This window comes from Homoserinimonas sp. OAct 916, from assembly GCF_003260275.1.
GTDB lineage: Bacteria > Actinomycetota > Actinomycetes > Actinomycetales > Microbacteriaceae > OACT-916.
The window spans coordinates 1-19,564 of sequence record NZ_QJHB01000005.1; the positions used below are offsets into that span (position 1 = coordinate 1).

Here is a 19,564-nt window from a genome sequence, read left to right on the forward strand (position 1 = left end):
CCGCCTATGCCAGCCGGCCCAAGGCCACACCACGTGGCTCCAGCGCCGGCGAACACAACCGGATCCGCCACGACTCCGTCGACAACAACGGAAAACTCACCCTGCGACACAACGGAAAGCTGCACCACATAGGCATCGGGCGAGCCCTCGCCCGAACCCCCGTGATCATGCTCATCCAAGACCTGGACATCCATATCGTCAACGCCCAAACAGGAGAACTCCTCAGGGCACTGACCCTCGACCCCACCAGGGATTACCAACCCCAAAACGAAAGGAAACCGCTGAACCCAGGGGTTCAACGGTTTCCTATGTCCTGAGACAGGACAAGTGTGTCCGGAGGGGGACTTGAACCCCCACGCCCTATACGGGCACTAGCACCTCAAGCTAGCGCGTATACCAATTCCGCCACCCGGACAGGTGCTTCTCGATCCAATCCTCACATCTTCTGAAGTTTGGCTCGACGTACGACGATAGCACGAAATCGACGCACACTTACTCATAATCGACCGTTACGGTTCAGCCCGGTAACGTGAAGCCATGACCCTCGACTCTTCTGCCGCCACAGCGGGTATCTCCTCACTCTCGCGCACCGCAACGATCGCCCGCGATCTCATCCGCATCGACACCACCAACTTCGGTGAGGGCAAGTCGGTGGGGGAGACCGTGGCGGCCGAATATGTGGCCGCGAAGCTGACCGCCATGGGTTTGAAACCCGAGTTGTTCGACTCCGCCCCCGGGCGGACCAGCGTCGTCGCGCGGGTCGCCGGTGCCGATGCTTCGCAGGGCGCATTGGTTGTGCACGGGCACCTCGACGTTGTGCCCGCGATCGCAGACAACTGGTCGGTCGACCCGTTCGCCGGCGAGGTGAAAGACGGCATGCTCTGGGGCCGCGGCGCCGTCGACATGAAGAACATGGATGCCATGATTCTCGAATCGTTGCACGGCATCCTCTCGTCGGGCCGCCAACCGGCACGCGATCTTGTGATCGCTTTCTTCGCCGACGAAGAGGCCGGCGGAACGTACGGCGCGCACTACCTGGTCGACAAGCATCCCGAGTTGTTCGCCGGTGCCACCGACGCGATCAGCGAGGTGGGCGGTTATTCCATCGACCTAGCCGGCCGCCGCGCGTACCTGGTGCAAACGGCGGAGAAGGCAATGATGTGGATCAAGCTGATCGCCACCGGCACCGCCGGGCACGGCTCGGCGATCAACCCTGACAACGCCATCACCCGCCTGTCTCAGGCGGTCGCCCGTATCGGCAGCCAGGAATGGCCCGTGCACCTCACCCGCACCACCCGCCAACTGCTCGACGGTGTGGCCCGCATCCTCGGCCACGACCCGCAGAAGATTTCGGCCGAAGACCTCGCCATCGCCACGGGCAGTGCCTCCAAGTTTCTCTCGGCGAGCCTGCGCACCACCACCAACCCGACAGTGTTCACCGCCGGATACAAGCACAACGTCATTCCCGACACCGCCGAGGCGCTGATCGATGTGCGCGTTCTGCCGGGGGAGGAGGACGCGGTTCTGGCGCGCATCCGTGAACTGGCTGGCGACGGCATCGAGATCGAGATGGTGCACCAGGATGTCGGGCTTGAGACTGATTTCTCCGGCCCCCTCGTCGACGCGATGATCGCCAGCCTGAAGCGCCACGACCCGGATGCCGACGTGCTGCCCTACATGCTCGCGGGCGGAACCGACAACAAGGCGCTGAGCAAGCTGGGCATTCGCGGCTACGGGTTTGCCCCGCTGCAACTGCCGGCCGACCTCGACTTCGTCTCGCTCTTCCACGGGGTTGACGAGCGCGTGCCGCTGAGCGCCCTCGAGTTCGGTACAGCCACACTGACCGACCTGCTGCTGCGGTACTGATCTCTGCGGCACTGATTTCTGCGGTACTGATTTCTGCGGCCCTGATTTCAGGGGGATCGATGTTGGGGCGCTGAGGTCGAGGCGCGGAGCCGGTGGCCCTGATAACACTCCCAGAACGCCCTCAATCTGACCGAATATTGCCGTGGGGCTGAGGATTCGTGCCGCAAGGCGTTACGCTGAACCCCGGCGATTGCACTGTGCCTCGGTCAGCCCGTCGCATGGGGTCAGCCAGTCGCATGACCGCACCTGTCGAGACAGAAAGTTTTTATGGATCTTCTCAATGCCGCCATCCTCGGCCTGATCCAGGGGCTCACCGAGTTTCTGCCGATCTCTTCCAGCGCCCACCTGCGCATCGCCGGCGCGTTTCTCGGCACCGGCGCCGACCCCGGCGCGGCATTCACGGCCATCACGCAGCTGGGCACCGAGACCGCGGTGATCATCTACTTCTGGCGCGACATCACGCGCATCATCAGCGCCTGGTTTCGCTCGCTGGCCGGCAAGGTGCCCCGTAGCGACCCGGATGCCCGCATGGGCTGGTTCATCATCCTCGGCACCGTGCCGATCGTGGTGCTCGGACTGCTCTTCCAGACCCAGATCGAGACGACGCTGCGCTCCCTGTGGATCGTCGCCATCACCCTGATCGTGTTCGGTCTCGTGCTCGGCGCCGCCGATCTGTTCGGCAAGAAGGAGCGCACGGTCCAGCAGCTGACCTGGCCGCGCGCGATCATCTTCGGGCTCGCCCAGTCGCTGGCCCTCATCCCCGGGGTGTCCCGCTCGGGCGCCACAATCTCGGCCGGGCTGTTCATGGGATTCAACCGGGAAGCCGCCGCACGCTACTCGTTCCTGCTGGCGATCCCCGCCGTGTTCGGCAGCGGGCTGTACCAGTTGTACAAAGTGGTCAAGGAGCCCTGCCTGGTCGCCGGCGCTACCTGCCAGCCCGAGATCTTCACCGGCTGGGAGACCGCCTTCGCCACGCTCATCGCCGGCGTTGTCGGTTTCATGGTGATCGCGTTCTTCATGCGCTACATCTCCAAGCACAGCTTCGCGCCGTTCGTGATCTACCGCATCCTGCTCGGCCTGACGCTCATCATCTTGCTCTCGACGGGGGTGCTGCTACCGTAGTTCGCCTCGGGCGCTCGCCCCGTGCAGCAGATGCGCTCATCCGCCAGCGAAGATTTCGCTTCGGGTCCGACCGGCCGCAGATGTGATGGTGCATGAGCGCCGGGCGCGGGCGCACGGCGGCCTGCAGATATCTCGGTAGGGTAGAAGCGTGCAGGCATGGACGAGACCCGAGATACCGAGACTGCCCGGATACTCGAAACCTCCGCTCCTGTATGACACCGCCAGCCAACGGATGATCGAAGCCGGGCCGTCAGACGAAACCGCCCGCCTGTATGTCTGCGGCATCACCCCCTACGACGCCACCCACATGGGACACGCGTCGACCTATGTCGCGTTCGACACCCTGCAAAGGGTCTGGCGGGACGCCGGCTATGCCGTTCGCTACACCCAGAACATCACCGACGTTGATGACCCGCTGTTCGAGCGGGCCAATGCCACCGGGGTCGACTGGCGTGAACTCGGCGAGAGCCAGGTCGAGCTGTTTCGCAACGACATGGTCAACCTGCAGGTGATCCCGCCCGATGACTTCATCGGCGTGACCGAGGTGGTCGACGACATCGCCCGGGCCGTGCAAAACCTGGTCGACCGCGGACTGGCGTACGAGGTGGCGGTTGACGATGACTCCGAGATCGCCGGTACGGGCACCCGGCGGGTCGACATCTACTTTGACAACACGCGCACCGAACAGGAAACCGAGTGGCGCCTCGGACAGTACAGCAATTACGACGAGACCACCATGCTGCGCCTGTCAGCCGAGCGCGGGGGAGACCCGGAGCGGCCCGGCAAGCGGGATCCGCTCGATCCGCTGCTCTGGAAGGCACAGCGCGAAGGCGAGCCCTCGTGGCCGTCGACGCTCGGCGCCGGGCGACCCGGCTGGCACATCGAGTGCTCGGTCATCGCGTTGGAAAGCCTCGGCCGCAACTTCGACGTGCAGGGCGGCGGCACCGACCTGATCTTTCCCCATCACGAGTTCAGCGCTGGCCACGCGACTGCTCTCTCGGGCGCTCCGTTGGCGAAGATCTTCAGCCACTCCGGCATGGTCGCCTACCACGGCGAGAAGATGAGCAAGTCGCTCGGCAACCTCGTTCTGGTGTCCCGGCTGATTGAAGGCGGCGTCGACCCGCGCGCAATTCGTCTGGTCATTCTCAGCCAGCACTATCGAAGTGACTGGGAGTGGACCGACCGGCTGCTCGCCGACAGCTTCTGCCGGCTTGGCGACTGGCTGGCCGCCTTCACCGAGACAGCGGATGCCGGCCCCCGATCAGGCGCAACACCGGCGAGCGCGATCAGTGTGGTCAACGAGATGCGCGAAGCGCTGAACCACGACCTCGATACGCCAGCCGCGATCGCGGTCGTGGATGGAGCGGTGCGCTCCGGCGTCGACGACCCTGGCCTGCTGGCGGCCGCTGTGAACGCGCTCCTGGGCGTCAACCTGGAACGCTGAGCCCACAAACATCAGGATGTGAGCCGTGCGGACGCCCTGTGAAGGTCGGCGGCCCTGTGCTCCTGAACTTTTGCGGGTCCCAGGCGTTCGCTCAGCCAACGTAGGGGAGTCTGCGAATCAGTCCTTGCCGCGCCAGGGCTCGTCCGGCTTGCCGTCACCACGGCCGTCGGCGCGGCCATCACTGCGACCGTCGCCCCGGCCGTCTCCGCGACCGTCGCTCCGCTTGCGCAGGTACTTCTCGAACTCGTTCGCGATCGCCTCGCCGCTCGCCTCCGGAGAATCGACGGTGTCTCTGGCCTGCTCCAACTGCTGGATGTATGCGGCCATCTCGTCGTCTTCCCCTGCCAGCACGTCGATCCCGCTCTGCCATGCAGCCGCCTCATCGACCAGGTCGCCGCGGTCGATCACCACGTCGATCACTTCTTCGAGCTTGTCGATCAGGGCAAGCATCGCCTTCGGGCTGGGCGCGTTGTGCACGTAGTGAGGCACGGAGGCCCAGATCGAAACCGTCGGAATGCCCACCTTCTCGGCGGCCTCACCGATCACACTGAGGATTCCGACGGGACCTTCGTAGTTGCTGCGCTCAGCATCGAGCTCGGCGCGAACTTCGGCGTTCTCGCTGGAGACGAAGATGGAGATCGGACGCGTGTGCGGTACATCTGCCAGCATCGCCCCGAGAAAGACCACCGCTGAGATGTCTTCGGCCAGCGCCGTGTCGATGATCTCGGCGGTAAAGCTCTTCCAGTTGCGGGAGGGCTCGGCGCCGAGCAACAGGTAGAGGTTGTTCACATTGCTACCGCTCACATTGAGTTCGGCATCCGCCGCCAACGCCACCCGTTCGGCTGCTCCCTCCGCGGGCCCGAAGATTGTCGCATCTGGCCACTGCAGGGTTCTGGCACCGTCTTCGTCCTGGCTCACCACGGGGCGGTTGAACTGAAAGTCGAAGTACGTCTCGGCGTCGAGCACCTTGATCGGCTGCGCCTGAACCTGCTCCTTCAGCAGGCGCACGGCGCCACTGGCGGCTTCGCCTGCGTCATTCCACCCCTCGAATGCCACCACAAGCAGTCGTCCGCCGAGGAAACCCATTCAGTCCATCTCTCTGATCACGCGCGTTCAGTGCCTAGTCGCTCAGTGCCTATTCTTTGACCGGGCGCGCTTTCACGCCCGGACAAAACCTTATCCTCCAAGGATAGAACGTCGCATGCCCCAGCAACCGTGGTGCAGGGATGCGTTCGCTCAGGGCCGCATCAACCGTCACCGGTATCATTGGCGCATATGACTAAAATGCTTCCCGACGCCGTCTTATGGGATATGGACGGAACCATCATCGACTCCGAACCCGCGTGGATGCGCGCCGAATCCGAACTGGTCACCTCGTTCGGTCACGCGTGGACGGCTGAAGACGCCCAACTGACGGTCGGTTTCGGCCTCTGGGAGTGCGCGGGAATCCTCGTGTCCCGCGGCGTCGACCTCAGCGAGGCCGAGATCATCGACCGCCTGACGGCGCGCGTGATCGAACTTTTGACCGTCGAGCAGTTGTGGCGGCCGGGCGCCCTGGAGATGATGAAGCAGGTTCAGGATGCCAGAATTCCACAGGCTCTGGTCACCGCGAGCTTTCGCTCGATGGCCCAACACGTGGCCGACAGCATCCCATTCGCGCCGTTCGACGTGATCATTGCCGGCGATGACGTCACCCACAACAAGCCCCACCCCGAGCCCTACTTGATGGCCGCCCAGAAGTTGGGCGTCGACCCGACCCGGTCGATCGCGTTCGAGGACTCCGTGCCGGGAACGGCATCGGCGGTCGCCGCCGGTACGATGACCATCGCCGTTCCCCATCAGTCGCCGTTACCCGAAGGCGCCGGGTACACCCTCTGGTCGACGCTGTCGGGCCGCGGCCTCGGCGACCTGGAACATGTCGTGAGGGGCACCCAAGAGACCCAGTTCCAGTCGACGGCCCGCGCATGAGTGGAGCACCGGATGAGGCAACAACGCCTCGGCCATCGGAACAGCCTCGGCCAACAGAACAGCCTGGGCCAGCGCAAGCACCTGTTGCACCCGAGATGCCTGTGCCCACGGGAGTGCCCAAGCGGAGCGGACCGTTCCGTGCCGGTGACAAGGTTCAACTGACCGGACCCAAGGGCCGGCGGAACACGATCACCCTCGAGGCGGGAAAGACCTTCCACACCCACCGCGGGATCCTCGACCACGACGCCATCATCGGCCAGCCCGACGGTTCGGTCATCGAGAACACGGTCGGGGTGGAACACCTGGCGTTGCGCCCACTGCTGGTCGACTTCGTGATGTCGATGCCGCGCGGGGCTGCGATCATCTATCCCAAGGACGCCGCACAGATTCTCGCACTGGCCGATATCTTTCCGGGCGCACGAGTGGTCGAGGCGGGCGTCGGCTCTGGCGCACTTTCGCTCTGGTTGCTTCGCGCCATCGGCGAGGGGGGAATGCTCTACTCGTTCGAACGCCGCGAGGAGTTCGCGGCCGTCGCCCGCGGCAACGCGGCATCCTTCCTCGGCGCTGATCCCACCAACTGGATCGTCACGGTCGGCGACCTCGAGACCGCACTGCCCGAGACGGTGCCATCCGGCGGCGCCGACCGGGTCGTGCTCGACATGCTCGCGCCCTGGGAGTGCGTGCACGCAAGCGCTGACGCCCTCACCCCTGGTGGCGTTCTGCTTTGCTATGTGGCCACGGTCACCCAACTCTCGCGGGTCGCCGAGGCGATTCGGGCATCCGGCCTGTTCACCGAGCCGCAGTCGAACGAAACCATGGTGCGCGGCTGGCACGTGGAGGGGCTCGCGGTGCGTCCCGACCATCGGATGATCGGACACACCGGTTTTCTCATCACGGCCCGACGGCTCGCGCCCGACACCGTGCTGCCCGAACTCAAGCGCCGCCCGTCGAAGACGTCATTCGCCGACGAAGATGTCGAGGTCTGGACTCCCGGGGCGCTGGGAGAGCGGCAGGCCAGCCCCAAGGTGTTGCGCAAGCGGGTACGCCAGGCTGAAGCCGGCGCAGACCTTGCCCGCGGCGGATCGAGCGCGGAGGCGGCGCCGGAGCCGATTGAGCAGGACCACCTGGATCAGCAACCACCGGATCAGGCAACCCAGGATCAGCGAAACCAGGACCAGCACCCTCAGCATCAGCAACCCCACAGCGACAATTCAGCCGGCACCCACGATCCGGTCGCATAGGATGATTCACGGCGCATTCGTCACCGAGCGCCCCACTGACTTTCACTGAATAGAGGCTTCGTGCGCAAGACCGCCACCATCATCACCTCCCTTGTGCTGCTCGCGGGGCTGACCGCGTGCAGCGGCGGATCAGACAATCCTGTGGCGAGCGACTGCCAGCCCGCGGCCCAGCCGGGAAGCTCATCGGAAACCATCACCGCCACCGGAACGCTCGACACCCCGCCCAAAGTGAAGTTTCCCACCCCGCTCCACCCGAGCGAGACAGAGCGCAGCGTGCTGATCCCGGGCGAAGGAATCACCGCCGGGATGGGACAGAAGGTCGTCATCGAGCTGAACGTCTACAACGGCAGCACCGGTGCGGCGATCGAATCCTCCAAGTATGACAAGCAGTCTCCCGCCTCCTTCGTGCTGACCAAAGACGGGCTGCCGGGGCTCACCAAGTCGCTGGAGTGCGCACAGGCCGGCTCGCGCATCGCGTCGGCAGTTCCGCCCGCTGACGCATTCGGTCCGACCGGGGGCAACCCGCAGATCGGCGTCGGCGCCCACGACAGCCTGGTCTTCGTGATGGATGTCAAGCAGGTGTTCCCGGCCCGCGCTGACGGCAAACCGCAGGCAGCCCAGCCCGGATTCCCCAGTGTTGTTCTGGCTGAGAACGGTCAACCGGGGATCACCATCCCGCCCATCAACGCACCCACCGAGTTGAAGGTGACCGCGCTGAGGGTGGGCGCTGGCCCCGAGGTGAAGAAGGGTGACAGCGTCACCGTGCAGTACACGGGTGTGCTCTGGGACACCGGCAAGGTCTTCGACTCCAGCTGGGAGAAGGGGCAGCCGGCCACGTTTGCCACCGATCAGGTCGTTCCGGGCTTCGCGGATGCGCTCATCGGCCACACGGTCGGTTCGCAGATGCTCGCCGTGATTCCGCCCGACCAGGGCTACGGCGACAAGGCTCAGGGGGCGATCCCGGCCAACTCGACGTTGGTCTTCGTGGTGGACATCCTCGGCATCGGCTAGTCATCGGGCAGGCTCGGCGTGTTGGCCGGTCTGCCGGCCAACACCCTAGGATTGCAACGTGACCACTCCAGCGAAGAAGCCTCCACCACCGGTGGAGGAACGGCTGTTCTCTCTGGTGCTCGCACTCGTGGCCACCAGGATCGGTCTGACCAAGAACGAGATCCTGCAGACGGTGCAGGGTTACAGCCAGCGTTACGTACATTCCGGAGACAACGAGAATCTGGAGCGGCAGTTCGAGCGTGACAAGGACGAGCTGCGCGACCTCGGCGTGCCGCTCGAAGTCGTCGACGACCACACCGGAAACAACCACGACGCGCGTTACCGCATCTCGAAAGACGATTACGAGTTGCCGGCCGGCATCACCTTCACCCCAGATGAGATGACCCTGCTGTCGCTCGCCGCCATGGTCTGGAAAGAGGGGTCGCTCTCGGCCGACTCCCGCCGGGCGATCACAAAATTGCGTTCTCTCGACCTGCATCCGGACGAACCGATCATCGGCTACGCGCCACAGCTGCGGGTACGGGACTCGGCGTTCGAGCCGCTGCAACGCGCAATGGACCGCTATCAGGTGGTGTCGTTCGACTATGTGAAGCCAGGCGCCACGGCGCCCGGTAGGCGCACGGTGGAGCCGCTGGCCCTCGTGCAACACGACGGGCGCTGGCTGCTCAACGGGAACGATCTGGAAGCCGGCGCCCGGCGCACCTTCCTGTTGTCTCGCATCGTGTCTCCCGTTCGCGCCACCGGAAAGAGCTTCCCCGCCCCGGGCAGCGGCCACGCCGACCGCACCATCGAAGAACTTGACGCCCTGCTGCGATCGAACTCTGCAGAACTCCGGGTCACCCCCGGCAGTGACGCGCAGTTGCGGCTTTCCAGGCGGGCAGAGGGCACCACCGCTGACGCGGAATCAATCACCGTGAACTACACCGATCTCGCGCTTCTCGCCGATGAGCTTGCCGGCTATGGCCCCGAGGTGCAGGTGGTGGCGCCAGACGAATTGCAGCGCGCCGTGCGGGATCGCTTGCTCCTCGTCGCCGAAGCCCATGCCGAGCCTGGCCGGCCCGCCGACCTGCGGGGAGGGGCCACGGATGGCTGACAAGCCCGGTCAACTGTTGCGCGCGAGCGACAAGCTCACCTACCTGCTCACGCTCGTGCCGTACCTGATCGCCCAGAATCGCGTCAGTGTCACCGATGCTGCTGAACACTTCCAGGTGGAGCCGCAACAGATCCGCGACTGGGTGAAGCTCATCGCAATCTCAGGCATTCCCGGCGACACCGGCCAATACCTTCCCGACGATCTCTTCGACATCGTCTGGGACGACTTCGAGAACAACGACCAGATTGTGCTGACCCACCGGGTGGCCATCGAGTACACACCGAAGTTCTCCGGCAAGGAGGCCGCAGCGCTCATCGCCGGGTTGCAATACCTGTCGGCGTTGCCGGAGCAGTCCGACCGAGAGGCAGTGGCGAGCCTGATGGCCAAGCTGACACGCGGCACCTCCCAGACCCCGAGCGAAGTGGCCGTCGCAGACACGGTCCACGAGCGGGATGTGCCCCTCATCGGCGACGCGGTGAAACGAGGCCTCCAGATCGAGTTCGACTACCTGTCGGCGCGCGGGGAGCACGAGCGACGTATCGTCGACCCGTTGAGAATCGATTCGACCGACAACAGTTGGTACCTGCGTGCCTGGTGTCATTTGCGCGAGAGCGTGCGCACCTTCAGGCTCGACCGAATGAGCGATGTGCAACTGCGCGACGCACCCATCACCCGCCACGCCGGTGAGGTGGTGCTTCCGGAGACGCTCTTCGACGGGTCTGACGAGGATGTCAATGTGCTTCTCGAACTTCCGAGCACCGCATTGAGCCTGATCGCCGACTTCGCGCCCGAACCCGTCGGCGAAGCCGATGCGGACGGCCTGGTGCACGTGACCATCAGGGCCGCAGGTTTCCACGGGCTCAAACGACTCGTCGCCGGCCTGTCCGGCGTGGTACGAGTGGTTGCGCCAGACGAGGCCCGCACGGTGGTCGCCGAGTGGGCCAGTGCCGGGGCAGCCGCCTACGAGGGGGTGTGACCCGATGCCGTGGTGGTCATGGGTGTTGATCTGGTTCGGGTTGTTCCTGCTGCTGGTCGGGGTGCTGGCGTTGTTCGCCTGGCGCCTCTTCCAGAAGCTGATGGTGGCCCTCCGCGAGCTCGAGAAGTTGGCCGCTGCTGCAGAGATCCTGCACGCTGCCGGAGACAACACTCCCGAGCAACCGTTCCGATCTGCAGTCTCCCAGGACATGGCCGACGTGCACGCCCGACGCGAGGCGGAACGTGAGAAACGGGCCGAACGCGTGGAGATTCGCAGGAATAACAGAGTGAACCGGGGTAAACTCCTGACACGCGCCGATTACCGGCAATACTTGTACCTGACGAAAAGGACTTGACCCTCCATGGGAATCTTCGGCAATACGTTTACGGGCTTCCACCTGATCATCATTCTGGTGGTCATCTTGCTCCTGTTCGGTGCGCCGAAACTCCCGGGACTCGCCCGAAGTGTCGGACAGTCGATGCGCATCTTCAAGAGCGAAGTGAAGACCATGAAGGAGGAGAACGCCGATCCGGTCGATTCCACTGTCGACGCGAACGTTGACGCAGGCCGTACGAGCAGCGAACCCTCCAACATTGTCACCGGGCCGGAAACCCCGCCCAAACCCTGACTGAAGTGGCAACCCTCTTCAACCGGGGCAAGTCCGGCGAAGGGAAGATGTCGCTGGGCCGGCATCTGATCGAACTTCGCAATCGCCTCTATATCTCTGCCGGCGGCATTCTGGTGGCGACCATCGTCGGCTGGTTCCTCTCTGCGTATATCCTCGATGCGATCAGCAAGCCGATCGAGCAGATAGCCCTCGAATACGGGCGGGTCTCGTCATTCAACTTCGGGGCGATCACCACCGGGTTCGACCTGCGCTTCCAGATCGCGATCACCGTCGGCATCCTTCTGGCGAGCCCGCTGTGGCTCTACCAGATCTGGGCCTTCTTGATGCCCGGGCTGAACAAGAAGGAGAAACAGTACGGCCTGGGCTTCATGCTGACGGCCATTCCATTGTTCTTCATGGGCGCGTACGCCGGTTGGTTCGTGTTTCCGAACATCGTCGCCCTATTGACCAGCTTCGTTCCCGACGGCGCCAGCAACATCATGGATGCGCGAATGTACTACGACTTCGCCCTCAAGCTGATCATCATTGTCGGCGTCGCGTTCGTGCTCCCCGTCTTTCTCGTACTCCTCAACTTCGTCGGGGTGCTCAGTGCGGCCTCGATCCTGAAATCATGGCGGGTGGCGATCCTCGTGATCATCCTCTTCACCGCCACCGCAACGCCGTCGGTCGACGTGATCAGCATGTTCATGCTCGCCGTACCGATGATCATCCTGTATTTCTCCGCAGCGTTCGTCGCCTGGTTGCACGATCGACGGGTTGCCAAGCGCGCGGCAGCTTTCGACGACTCTCTCGGCATAGGAGAGCCTGCGTGACCGAGACCGCCTCGCCGGCCGAGCGCTATCAGGCGCACCAGGCCGGTGTCCGCTTTCCGCGGCTTGCCGAATTTCGCGAGCGGCAGCGATTCGATCTCGACCCGTTCCAGGTGAGCGCGTGCGAGTCGTTGGAGAACGGCCGAAGCGTACTGGTCGCTGCCCCTACCGGGGCAGGCAAGACGGTCGTTGCCGACTTCGCGGTGCACCTGGCGTTCCAAGAACCGGCCGCGAAGGTGTTCTACACCGCGCCGATGAAGGCGCTCAGCAACCAGAAGTTTCAAGACTTCGTGGCTCTCTACGGGCCGGAAGACATCGGCCTCCTCACCGGAGACACCTCGATCAACCCGCGCGCCCGGGTGGTTGTGATGACCACCGAGGTGCTGCGCAACATGCTCTACGCCGACTCTGACCTGCTGGATGACCTCGCCTTCGTCGTCATGGACGAAGTTCACTATCTGGCCGACCGCTTTCGCGGTGCCGTCTGGGAAGAAGTCATCATCCACCTGCCCCTGGCAGTGCGGCTGGTCTCCTTGAGCGCGACCGTCTCCAACGCGGAGGAGTTCGGTGACTGGCTGCAAGTGGTGCGCGGTGAGACCGATGTGATCGTCTCTGAAGACCGCCCTGTTCCGCTGGAACAGCACGTGCTGATGCGCTCTCGGCTGCTGCCGCTGTTCGCGACCACCCGCCACGCGGACAACCAGCGCGTGAACCCCGAATTGATGCAGCTGGCGAAGATCGGCGGGCGACCCCAGTCGCGCAGATCCCAGCGCGAACAGGTTCGCAACCGGCACGGTTTCGACCAGTCCCGCATGAATCGCTTTCAGGTGGCCGATCTGCTGCACAGCCGCAACCTGCTGCCCGCCATCTTCTTCGTGTTCAGCCGCAAGGGGTGCGACCAGGCGGTGGCGCAGGTACTGCGCTCCGGGGCACAGTTCACCGACAGCAACGAGCGGGATGAGATTCGGGAGACGGTCGAGGAGCGCTGTCGCACGATCCTCGACGAAGATCTGGCCGTGCTCGGCTACTGGGACTTTCTGCGAGGTCTTGAGCGCGGTGTGGCCGCCCACCACGCCGGAATGCTGCCGGCGTTCAAGGAAGTTGTCGAAGACCTGTTCCGACGTAAGTTGGTGAAGGTGGTGTTCGCCACCGAAACGCTGGCACTGGGCATCAACATGCCTGCCCGCACCGTCGTGCTGGAGAAGCTGGAGAAGTTCAACGGTGTGGAGCGCGTACCGATCACACCGGGGGAGTACACCCAACTGACCGGGCGGGCCGGTCGCCGCGGGATCGACATCGAGGGCCACGCCGTCATCCAATGGCAGCCCGGATTGAACCCCCAAGCCATGGCATCACTCGCATCCCGGCGCACCTACCCTCTCAACTCGAGTTTCAGCCCCACCTATAACATGGCGGTCAACCTGATCGATCAGTTCGGCCGTGAACGCACCCGGGATATCCTGGAATCTTCATTCGCACAGTTCCAGGCCGACCGGGCAGTCGTCGATCTCGCGCAGAAGGTACGAAGCCAGGAGGAGTCGCTCGCCGGATTCCAGAAGTCGATGGCGTGTGACCGGGGTGACTTCGGCGAGTACCAGACGCTGCGACGCGAACTCAGTGATTTGGAGCGCGCCGGCGCCGGGCGGGCAGACACCGAAACCCACCACGTGCGCAGCACACGCCAACAGGCCCTTTCCGACCTGCGCGCCCGCCTGAAGGCGCACCCCTGCCACGGGTGCCCGGATCGAGACAAACACGCGCGCTGGGCCGAGCGGTGGATTCGCCTGCAACGAGAGAACAAGGCGCTCCGAAAGCAGATCGGTGCGCGCACGGGCGCCGTCGCCCGGGTGTTCGACCGCGTCACCGACGTGCTGGTCTCCTGTGACTACCTCAAGGCCTCCGACGATGGCACTCTCGTGCTGACTCCGGCAGGGCAGATGCTGCGCCGCATCTACGGGGAACGCGACCTGCTCATCACCGAGGCGTTGCGGGTGGGCGCGTGGGAGGGTTTGGATGCCGCCGGTATGGCCGCGATGGCGTGCGCCCTGGTGTATCAGCCGCGACGCGACGACGTGGGCGAAGCCGCCCTGCCACGTGGCCGCTTCCGCGCCGCGCTGGAGGCGACCGAAGCCCTCTGGGAGCGCCTTGACGCGCTGGAGCGGGAGCACCGGCTGCCCGGTAGCCTACCTCTGTCGCCGGCACTCAGCCTGGCCATGCACACCTGGGCCTCGGGCGGCAGCCTCAGCGACGTTCTCTACGAGTCCGATCTGCCGGCCGGCGACTTCATCCGTTGGACCAAGCAGACCATCGACCTGCTCGATCAGTTGTCGATCGTCGCCGACGGCGACCTCGGGCGCAACGCCCGGGCGGCGCTGGAGAAGATTCGCCGAGGCATCGTGGCCTACTCGTCGGTGGCCTAGGCCGCGAAGAATCCAAATGACCTCCTCCCGCACGGCGATGTCTTCCGTCATCGAACCAGAAGCCAACGGAAGCACAATTTTGGGCGTTCCGGCTCCACGATGGAGGCTGCCCGGGCCCCTTTCAGCGCTGACCGCTGCAGCCGCCGGCGTCATGATGGACTGGGGGTTTCCCGACGGCGACATCTGGCCGCTCACCCTCGTCGGCGTCGGCCTGTTCCTGTGGGCGTTGGTCGGCCGTACCTTTGGCGGCGGTCTGCTGATCGGGCTGATCGGCGGACTCGCCTTCTATCTGATCCACATTGAATGGGCCACCACCTACCTCGGCCCGCTGCCGTGGGTAGCCTTGTCCACGCTGCAGGCCCTCTTCGTCGCCGTCGGCGGGGGACTGATCGCGCTGGCCTACCGGTTCGTACCGCGAGCATGGCCGGGCACCTTCGGACGTCTGGTTCTGCTGCCGGTCATCGTGGCCGGCCTGTGGACGGCCAGGGAGGCGATCTCCAGCGTCTGGCCCTACGGCGGCTTCGCCTGGGGGAGGGTGGCGCTGTCTCAGACAGAGGGGTTCTTCGCACCGCTGCTGGCCTGGTTCGGAATATCCGGACTCAGCTTTCTCCTCGTGCTCATGGTGGCTGTTCTCCTCCAATGCCTGCTCGAGTATTCTCTGCCCCGAGTGACACGGGCGCTGGTGGCCGCCACTGCGGTGGTGGCCGTTCTGGCCATTCCGGCGTTCCCGGTCGAAACCTCGGGCAGCACGAGAATCGCGGCGATCCAGGGCAACGCCAAAGCCGGTTACTTCGATCAGCGTCAACCGGGCGACATTCTGAATGCCCACGTCTCGGCGACCCTGCCGCTGGTCGGTGAAGACGTCGACATGGTGGTCTGGCCGGAGAACGGTACCGACCTCGACCCGATGACCGTGCCCGCGGCCGCGAAGGTGTTCGACTACCTGACGGGGGCGATGAACGCCCCACTCGTGGCCGGCACCATTACACACCGCGATGACAAATGGTTCAACACCTCGTTCGTCTGGGAGCACGGCGTGGGTGCCACGCAGCTCTACGACAAGAAGCATCCGGTACCGTTCGGGGAGTACGTGCCCGACCGTGCGTTCTGGCGGCCGTTCGCCCCCGAGCTGATTGACCTGATCGCCCGGGACTACACCCCGGGAACCCTGCCCAACGTCTTCGACGTCAACGGGATCCGTGCCGGGGTCGCCATCTGTTTCGACATCGCAGACGACCAGCTGATCCAGGAGATGATGCAGGGTGACGCCCAGGTGATCCTGGCACAGACGAACAATGCCGACTTCGGGCACACCGACGAGAGCGTGCAACAACTGGCTATCGCGCGGTCGCGCGCGATCGAGACCGGGCGCAGCGTGGTCAACATCTCCACCGTCGGCACCAGCGCGATCATCGCCCCGGACGGCAGCACTCTGGCCCAACTGGAGTGGTTCACCGCAGGGGCGATGGTCGAGGATGTTCCGCTCGGCACGAGCACGACGGGTGCAACCCTCATCGGCCGCCAACTGGAATGGCTGGTCTCGGGCCTCGCCCTCGGCGGGCTGGCGATCGCGCTGTTTCCCCGGGGGAAGAAGATTCGGCACCAAGGAACTGCTCGAAATCAACTGAGCTGAGTCTCCCAAAACCCAGAGCGCTCCACCGGTCTAGTATCCGTGGTCTTGGAGTCCAGCCGCGCCTCCGGGTAAGCTAAAGAATATGAAGCTTTCTGTTGTCGTGCCTTGCTTCAACGAGGAAGCCAGCATCCAACGTCTGGTCGATGTGTTGACTGCAACGCTTTCGAGCATGGTGGATTCTTTCGAAGTCATATTGGTGGACGACGGGAGTCGCGATGGGACTCTTGACCGACTACGAACCGTAGCTCGACGCGACGATCGGTTCCGGTACCTGTCGTTCAGTAGGAACTTTGGGAAGGAAGCCGCCATTCTGGCTGGCCTGAGCGAAGCGACTGGTGACGCCGTTGCCGTTCTGGACGCCGACTTGCAGCATCCGCCGGCGCTGCTCGCCGAGATGCTGCCTTTCCTTGATCGAGGCTACGACCAGGTGGTCGCCGTCAGAACACGGACGGGTGACCCTGCGGCTCGGACGCTCGCTTCGCGACTCTACTACCGCCTGGTGAACCGCATGGTGGACGTAAAATTCGAAGACGGCGTGGGCGATTTCCGTGTATTGAGTAGAAAGGCGACGAACTCGTTGCTGGCTCTGCGAGAGTACAACCGCTTCTCGAAGGGTTTGTTCTCTTGGATCGGGTTCGCGACGGCCACTGTCGACTACGAAAACGTCACCCGCGAAACCGGCGAGAGCAAATGGGGATTCCGAACTCTGTTGAATTACGGGATCGACGGAATCTTGTCTTTCAATAGCAGGCCACTTCGTGCTGCCATCCATGTAGGTCTAGTCGTTATGGTTCTAGGAGTTCTTTACGCTGCATGGGTGGTGGTCGATGCGATCATCAGCGGCGTAACCGTGTCTGGCTACGTCACCACCATTTCTGCCGTTGTGCTGTTCGGTGGACTGCAAATGATCTTGTTGGGCATTATCGGTGAGTACCTCGGGCGAATCTATCTGGAAACCAAGGCGAGGCCTCACTATATCCTCCAAGAGGTCAGTACGCCGGTTACAGGTTCGGGTGCTTTGACTGAGGAAATAGAAGCCCGGAGCACGTGTTGCCAGCAGAGTCCGAACATGGCGAGTGAGAAGGCACGACCAACGATCTCCGAGAGGACGGCGTGAGCTCAAGCCCACAGTTATAAGCGGGCAGAGTGGAACCTTTCAGTATCGGCCGGCTTGCCGAGTCTGGGGCTATCCGCGTGATCAACACAGGCGTTTAGTACGGTCTGTATTTATTACTGCACTCGACTTCACCGCACTTGTTTGCGCACTCGAGCCTTCGCCCTAACAATGGTTGGTTCATACTTCCTAAATTGTTGGGTTACGTTGCGAATTTACCTTCACCCGCATTGTGGTCCTCTACGTGATGTTGGGGCGTGGCAGCAGTTGCCCAATGCTTGATGTCAGTACCTCTTCGGAGATCTAACCGTCGCGGCCGATGAGCCTCTCTTGCAAAGAGCGAGTCGTTCATGTCCGGTGTGCGGAAGGCTTGGCGTTAGAGGACCATTCCGCAATTACGAGGGCTGTGGCAAACCAGGTGCGAGTAAACTACAGAATCTGCCGTGACCGGAGCGATTTCACAGCGTGTGAACTTGGAGCCAATTTGTATGAATTGTCGTTGGCCATGTCTCCGCTGGCAGCGCAGTCATGACAAACTCGACGAGGTAGCCGCGGTATCAAATCTATGGTGCTCTGAGAAGATCACATAGCCGAACTATTTAAGCTGGATTGTCAGATCCGGTGGTAGATGGTAAAACAGCTTATACCGAGTCGCCCAAACTCCCTCGGTTGGGTCAGGTGCGTGCACGTATTTAGGGAATGGCAATTTCGGAACCACTACTTGTTGCTCGCCCGCTGCGACATGTTGCCGGATGTCGGAAAGCCGGTCTGCAGACACGGCCGAAATTGAGATGTAGATGACGAAGTAACTGCACAACAGGCCCACCGTCACGGCCATCGCCACTGCGGCAAGTCCTGACATGACTGTTCTTCCGATGTTCTCTGCAACCTCTTGAAAGAGCAAATTCACGATCACCAGCGTTATGGCATAGGTCACTAGGAAGAGGCGCGGTCCGATGGGATCGACGAAAGCAAGAGGCCCGACGAGCATGATCATTGCCGCGATGCACGCGAGCAACAAATGCTTTCTACTTTTCGAAAGCGAACCCGAGATTGTGAAAAGCCCGGCCAGCAGAAGTAACGCTGCGATCCCGCTGATCTTGCGCCAGGATGGAGGTAATCCCGTCAACGCATCGACCCTATTCAGCGCGAACGCAACTGCAATGAACGCGAAGATGAGTATCGTCGGCACGAGCATTTTGCCCCACCCTCTGCTGCGCGCGAGAAACGTGCCGAGCAGAATTACCGCGGATGCCAATGCCACGTTCAGAGCCAGGTTATCAATGATCGCAGACTGACTAACCGGGCCGAAAAGCTTCGAAATTGCACGCTGAATTCCTGAAACTTGCTGATACCCTTCGTCGCCGCCAAATGCGCGCTGGTAGGCCTCGTTTGAGAACATTGCAATGGCGCCCGCTAGGAAACCCGCTGCCCACCCCCAGGCGTCCGCTGATACCTTACCCAGTGCGAGCCTTTGCAGCGGTAGGAGAATCAGAGATGCCGCTACGAAAAAGACCGTCACATTTTCCATGAACTGGGCTGCCAAGAATGCCAGCGACACAATTGCCGTCACACGGAATATCTTCGGGCGAGAGGTGGACAGTTGGCCTAACCAATCTGCCTGCACCGCTCGCGCAAAGATCAGAACGAGCAGAGTGCTCAACGCGTAGTTCACGAAACCCGAAAGCCACGAGATCGTCTGATTCCACAGCAAATTAGGCATGGCAAGCAACAAGGCGGACGTGATCGCGTATCCCCAAGCGGTACGGTTCTTGCTGATGTCAAGGATGAGAAACAGAATCGACGTGAAGGTTGCTGCAACCACGAACGGCGCAATTAGGGGAAGTCGAGTCAGGGCGAGAACGATCAGATTACCGACGTAACGCCCGTTGTAATTCTCGAAGAATGCATCCAGGCGGTCGATGCCAATTTGTGAGCCCCATGCCCAGTCATCACCGCTCAGAGGGAACAGGAAAGCGAGAACCGTCAGCAGGGCAAACGTACTACCAAGCCAATAAAGATCGATCCGCTGGAGAATACGACGCGGGCCGGTTTCGAGATTCGAAACGCTGTGTGAAGGGCGCGGCGCTGTGTGATCGCCATTCGTCGTTTCAGCAGTCTGCTCGAGAATTGAACTTTGAGCTTGTTTTGTATGGTCAGGCATCATGATCCCACCAACGTACCGCACCGCAGCACCATGGAATCGCCGCCCGCACCTGGAGCGAATGCCCACTACGTT

At 63.0% G+C, this 19,564-nt stretch carries 16 protein-coding genes, 1 tRNA gene and 1 pseudogene; 15 read left to right on the forward strand and 3 right to left on the reverse strand.

Features of this window, described 5'->3' with window-relative positions; all coding sequences use genetic code 11:
• Positions 1-317 (forward strand): annotated as a pseudogene (locus DL891_RS06655) (IS481 family transposase); the annotation flags it as partial.
• A gap of 13 nt (positions 318-330) precedes the next feature.
• On the opposite strand, the gene DL891_RS06660 reads toward DL891_RS06655, so the two are convergent.
• A tRNA-Leu gene (locus DL891_RS06660) sits at positions 331-415 on the reverse strand.
• A gap of 122 nt (positions 416-537) precedes the next feature.
• Between DL891_RS06660 and DL891_RS06665 the strand changes: the two genes are divergently transcribed.
• The 3 genes from DL891_RS06665 to mshC all read left to right on the forward strand — a co-directional run bounded on the left by DL891_RS06665 (position 538) and on the right by mshC (position 4,432).
• Positions 538-1,866, forward strand: coding sequence for a M20/M25/M40 family metallo-hydrolase (locus tag DL891_RS06665; RefSeq protein ID WP_111719657.1), 1,329 nt, complete (start codon positions 538-540; stop codon positions 1,864-1,866).
• Positions 1,867-2,133: 267 nt separating this feature from the next.
• A complete protein-coding gene (locus tag DL891_RS06670; protein WP_111719658.1) occupies positions 2,134-2,988 on the forward strand; it encodes an undecaprenyl-diphosphate phosphatase in 855 nt (284 codons plus the stop codon).
• 148 nt (positions 2,989-3,136) lie between these two features.
• Entirely contained in the window at positions 3,137-4,432 is a 1,296-nt protein-coding gene (gene mshC, locus DL891_RS06675; protein ID WP_111719659.1) for a cysteine--1-D-myo-inosityl 2-amino-2-deoxy-alpha-D-glucopyranoside ligase, read from the forward strand.
• 117 nt (positions 4,433-4,549) lie between these two features.
• Here the strand turns inward: mshC and DL891_RS06680 are convergent, their stop codons facing one another.
• Positions 4,550-5,518 carry a proteasome assembly chaperone family protein gene (locus tag DL891_RS06680; protein WP_111719660.1) on the reverse strand — a complete coding sequence of 323 codons (969 nt, stop codon included), beginning with the start codon at positions 5,516-5,518 and terminating at the stop codon, positions 4,550-4,552.
• 189 nt (positions 5,519-5,707) lie between these two features.
• Here DL891_RS06680 and DL891_RS06685 point away from each other — a divergent pair, with 189 nt between their 5' ends.
• The 11 genes from DL891_RS06685 to DL891_RS06735 all read left to right on the forward strand — a co-directional run bounded on the left by DL891_RS06685 (position 5,708) and on the right by DL891_RS06735 (position 17,328).
• Positions 5,708-6,400 carry an HAD family phosphatase gene (locus DL891_RS06685; protein ID WP_111719661.1) on the forward strand — a complete coding sequence of 231 codons (693 nt, stop codon included), beginning with the start codon at positions 5,708-5,710 and terminating at the stop codon, positions 6,398-6,400.
• A 95-nt stretch (positions 6,401-6,495) separates the two neighbouring features.
• Positions 6,496-7,641 carry a tRNA (adenine-N1)-methyltransferase gene (locus DL891_RS06690; protein WP_111719662.1) on the forward strand — a complete coding sequence of 382 codons (1,146 nt, stop codon included), beginning with the start codon at positions 6,496-6,498 and terminating at the stop codon, positions 7,639-7,641.
• 60 nt (positions 7,642-7,701) lie between these two features.
• Positions 7,702-8,652, forward strand: coding sequence for an FKBP-type peptidyl-prolyl cis-trans isomerase (locus DL891_RS06695; RefSeq protein WP_111719663.1), 951 nt, complete (start codon positions 7,702-7,704; stop codon positions 8,650-8,652).
• 58 nt (positions 8,653-8,710) lie between these two features.
• Positions 8,711-9,745 carry a YafY family protein gene (locus tag DL891_RS06700; RefSeq protein WP_111719664.1) on the forward strand — a complete coding sequence of 345 codons (1,035 nt, stop codon included), beginning with the start codon at positions 8,711-8,713 and terminating at the stop codon, positions 9,743-9,745.
• A complete protein-coding gene (locus DL891_RS06705) occupies positions 9,738-10,721 on the forward strand; it encodes a YafY family protein (RefSeq protein ID WP_111719878.1) in 984 nt (327 codons plus the stop codon). The genes DL891_RS06700 and DL891_RS06705 overlap by 8 nt, the downstream gene beginning before the upstream one ends.
• A 4-nt stretch (positions 10,722-10,725) precedes the next feature.
• Positions 10,726-11,076: a hypothetical protein gene (locus DL891_RS06710; RefSeq protein ID WP_111719665.1), complete on the forward strand. Its 351-nt coding sequence runs from the start codon at positions 10,726-10,728 to the stop codon at positions 11,074-11,076.
• A 6-nt stretch (positions 11,077-11,082) separates the two neighbouring features.
• Positions 11,083-11,349: a Sec-independent protein translocase subunit TatA gene (gene tatA / locus DL891_RS06715; protein ID WP_111719666.1), complete on the forward strand. Its 267-nt coding sequence runs from the start codon at positions 11,083-11,085 to the stop codon at positions 11,347-11,349.
• 5 nt (positions 11,350-11,354) lie between these two features.
• The gene (gene tatC / locus DL891_RS06720) at positions 11,355-12,161 is read left to right on the forward strand and encodes a twin-arginine translocase subunit TatC (protein WP_368665620.1); all 807 of its coding nucleotides are present in this window, start codon (positions 11,355-11,357) and stop codon (positions 12,159-12,161) included.
• Entirely contained in the window at positions 12,158-14,578 is a 2,421-nt protein-coding gene (locus DL891_RS06725) for an RNA helicase (RefSeq protein ID WP_111719667.1), read from the forward strand. Before tatC ends, DL891_RS06725 begins: the two co-directional genes overlap by 4 nt.
• A gap of 16 nt (positions 14,579-14,594) precedes the next feature.
• Positions 14,595-16,211 carry an apolipoprotein N-acyltransferase gene (lnt, locus tag DL891_RS06730; RefSeq protein WP_232819043.1) on the forward strand — a complete coding sequence of 539 codons (1,617 nt, stop codon included), beginning with the start codon at positions 14,595-14,597 and terminating at the stop codon, positions 16,209-16,211.
• 82 nt (positions 16,212-16,293) lie between these two features.
• Positions 16,294-17,328, forward strand: a complete 1,035-nt coding sequence (locus DL891_RS06735; RefSeq protein ID WP_111719668.1) for a glycosyltransferase family 2 protein — start codon at positions 16,294-16,296, stop codon at positions 17,326-17,328.
• A 592-nt stretch (positions 17,329-17,920) separates the two neighbouring features.
• Here the strand turns inward: DL891_RS06735 and DL891_RS06740 are convergent.
• Positions 17,921-19,492, reverse strand: a complete 1,572-nt coding sequence (locus tag DL891_RS06740) for a hypothetical protein (protein WP_157962425.1) — start codon at positions 19,490-19,492, stop codon at positions 17,921-17,923.
• Positions 19,493-19,564: the final 72 nt, after the last annotated feature.

Excerpts from the sequence above, each read along its gene's own strand:
- DL891_RS06665 (WP_111719657.1), top strand. The coding sequence starts at position 538 with ATGACCCTCGACTCTTCTGCCGCCACAGCGGGTATCTCCTCACTCTCG.
- DL891_RS06670 (WP_111719658.1), top strand. The coding sequence starts at position 2,134 with ATGGATCTTCTCAATGCCGCCATCCTCGGCCTGATCCAGGGGCTCACC.
- DL891_RS06680 (WP_111719660.1), bottom strand. The coding sequence starts at position 5,518 with ATGGGTTTCCTCGGCGGACGACTGCTTGTGGTGGCATTCGAGGGGTGG.
- DL891_RS06685 (WP_111719661.1), top strand. The coding sequence starts at position 5,708 with ATGACTAAAATGCTTCCCGACGCCGTCTTATGGGATATGGACGGAACC.
- DL891_RS06690 (WP_111719662.1), top strand. The coding sequence starts at position 6,496 with ATGCCTGTGCCCACGGGAGTGCCCAAGCGGAGCGGACCGTTCCGTGCC.
- DL891_RS06705 (WP_111719878.1), top strand. The coding sequence starts at position 9,738 with ATGGCTGACAAGCCCGGTCAACTGTTGCGCGCGAGCGACAAGCTCACC.
- DL891_RS06710 (WP_111719665.1), top strand. The coding sequence starts at position 10,726 with ATGCCGTGGTGGTCATGGGTGTTGATCTGGTTCGGGTTGTTCCTGCTG.
- tatA (WP_111719666.1), top strand. The coding sequence starts at position 11,083 with ATGGGAATCTTCGGCAATACGTTTACGGGCTTCCACCTGATCATCATT.
- lnt (WP_232819043.1), top strand. The coding sequence starts at position 14,595 with ATGACCTCCTCCCGCACGGCGATGTCTTCCGTCATCGAACCAGAAGCC.
- DL891_RS06735 (WP_111719668.1), top strand. The coding sequence starts at position 16,294 with ATGAAGCTTTCTGTTGTCGTGCCTTGCTTCAACGAGGAAGCCAGCATC.
- DL891_RS06740 (WP_157962425.1), bottom strand. The coding sequence starts at position 19,492 with ATGATGCCTGACCATACAAAACAAGCTCAAAGTTCAATTCTCGAGCAG.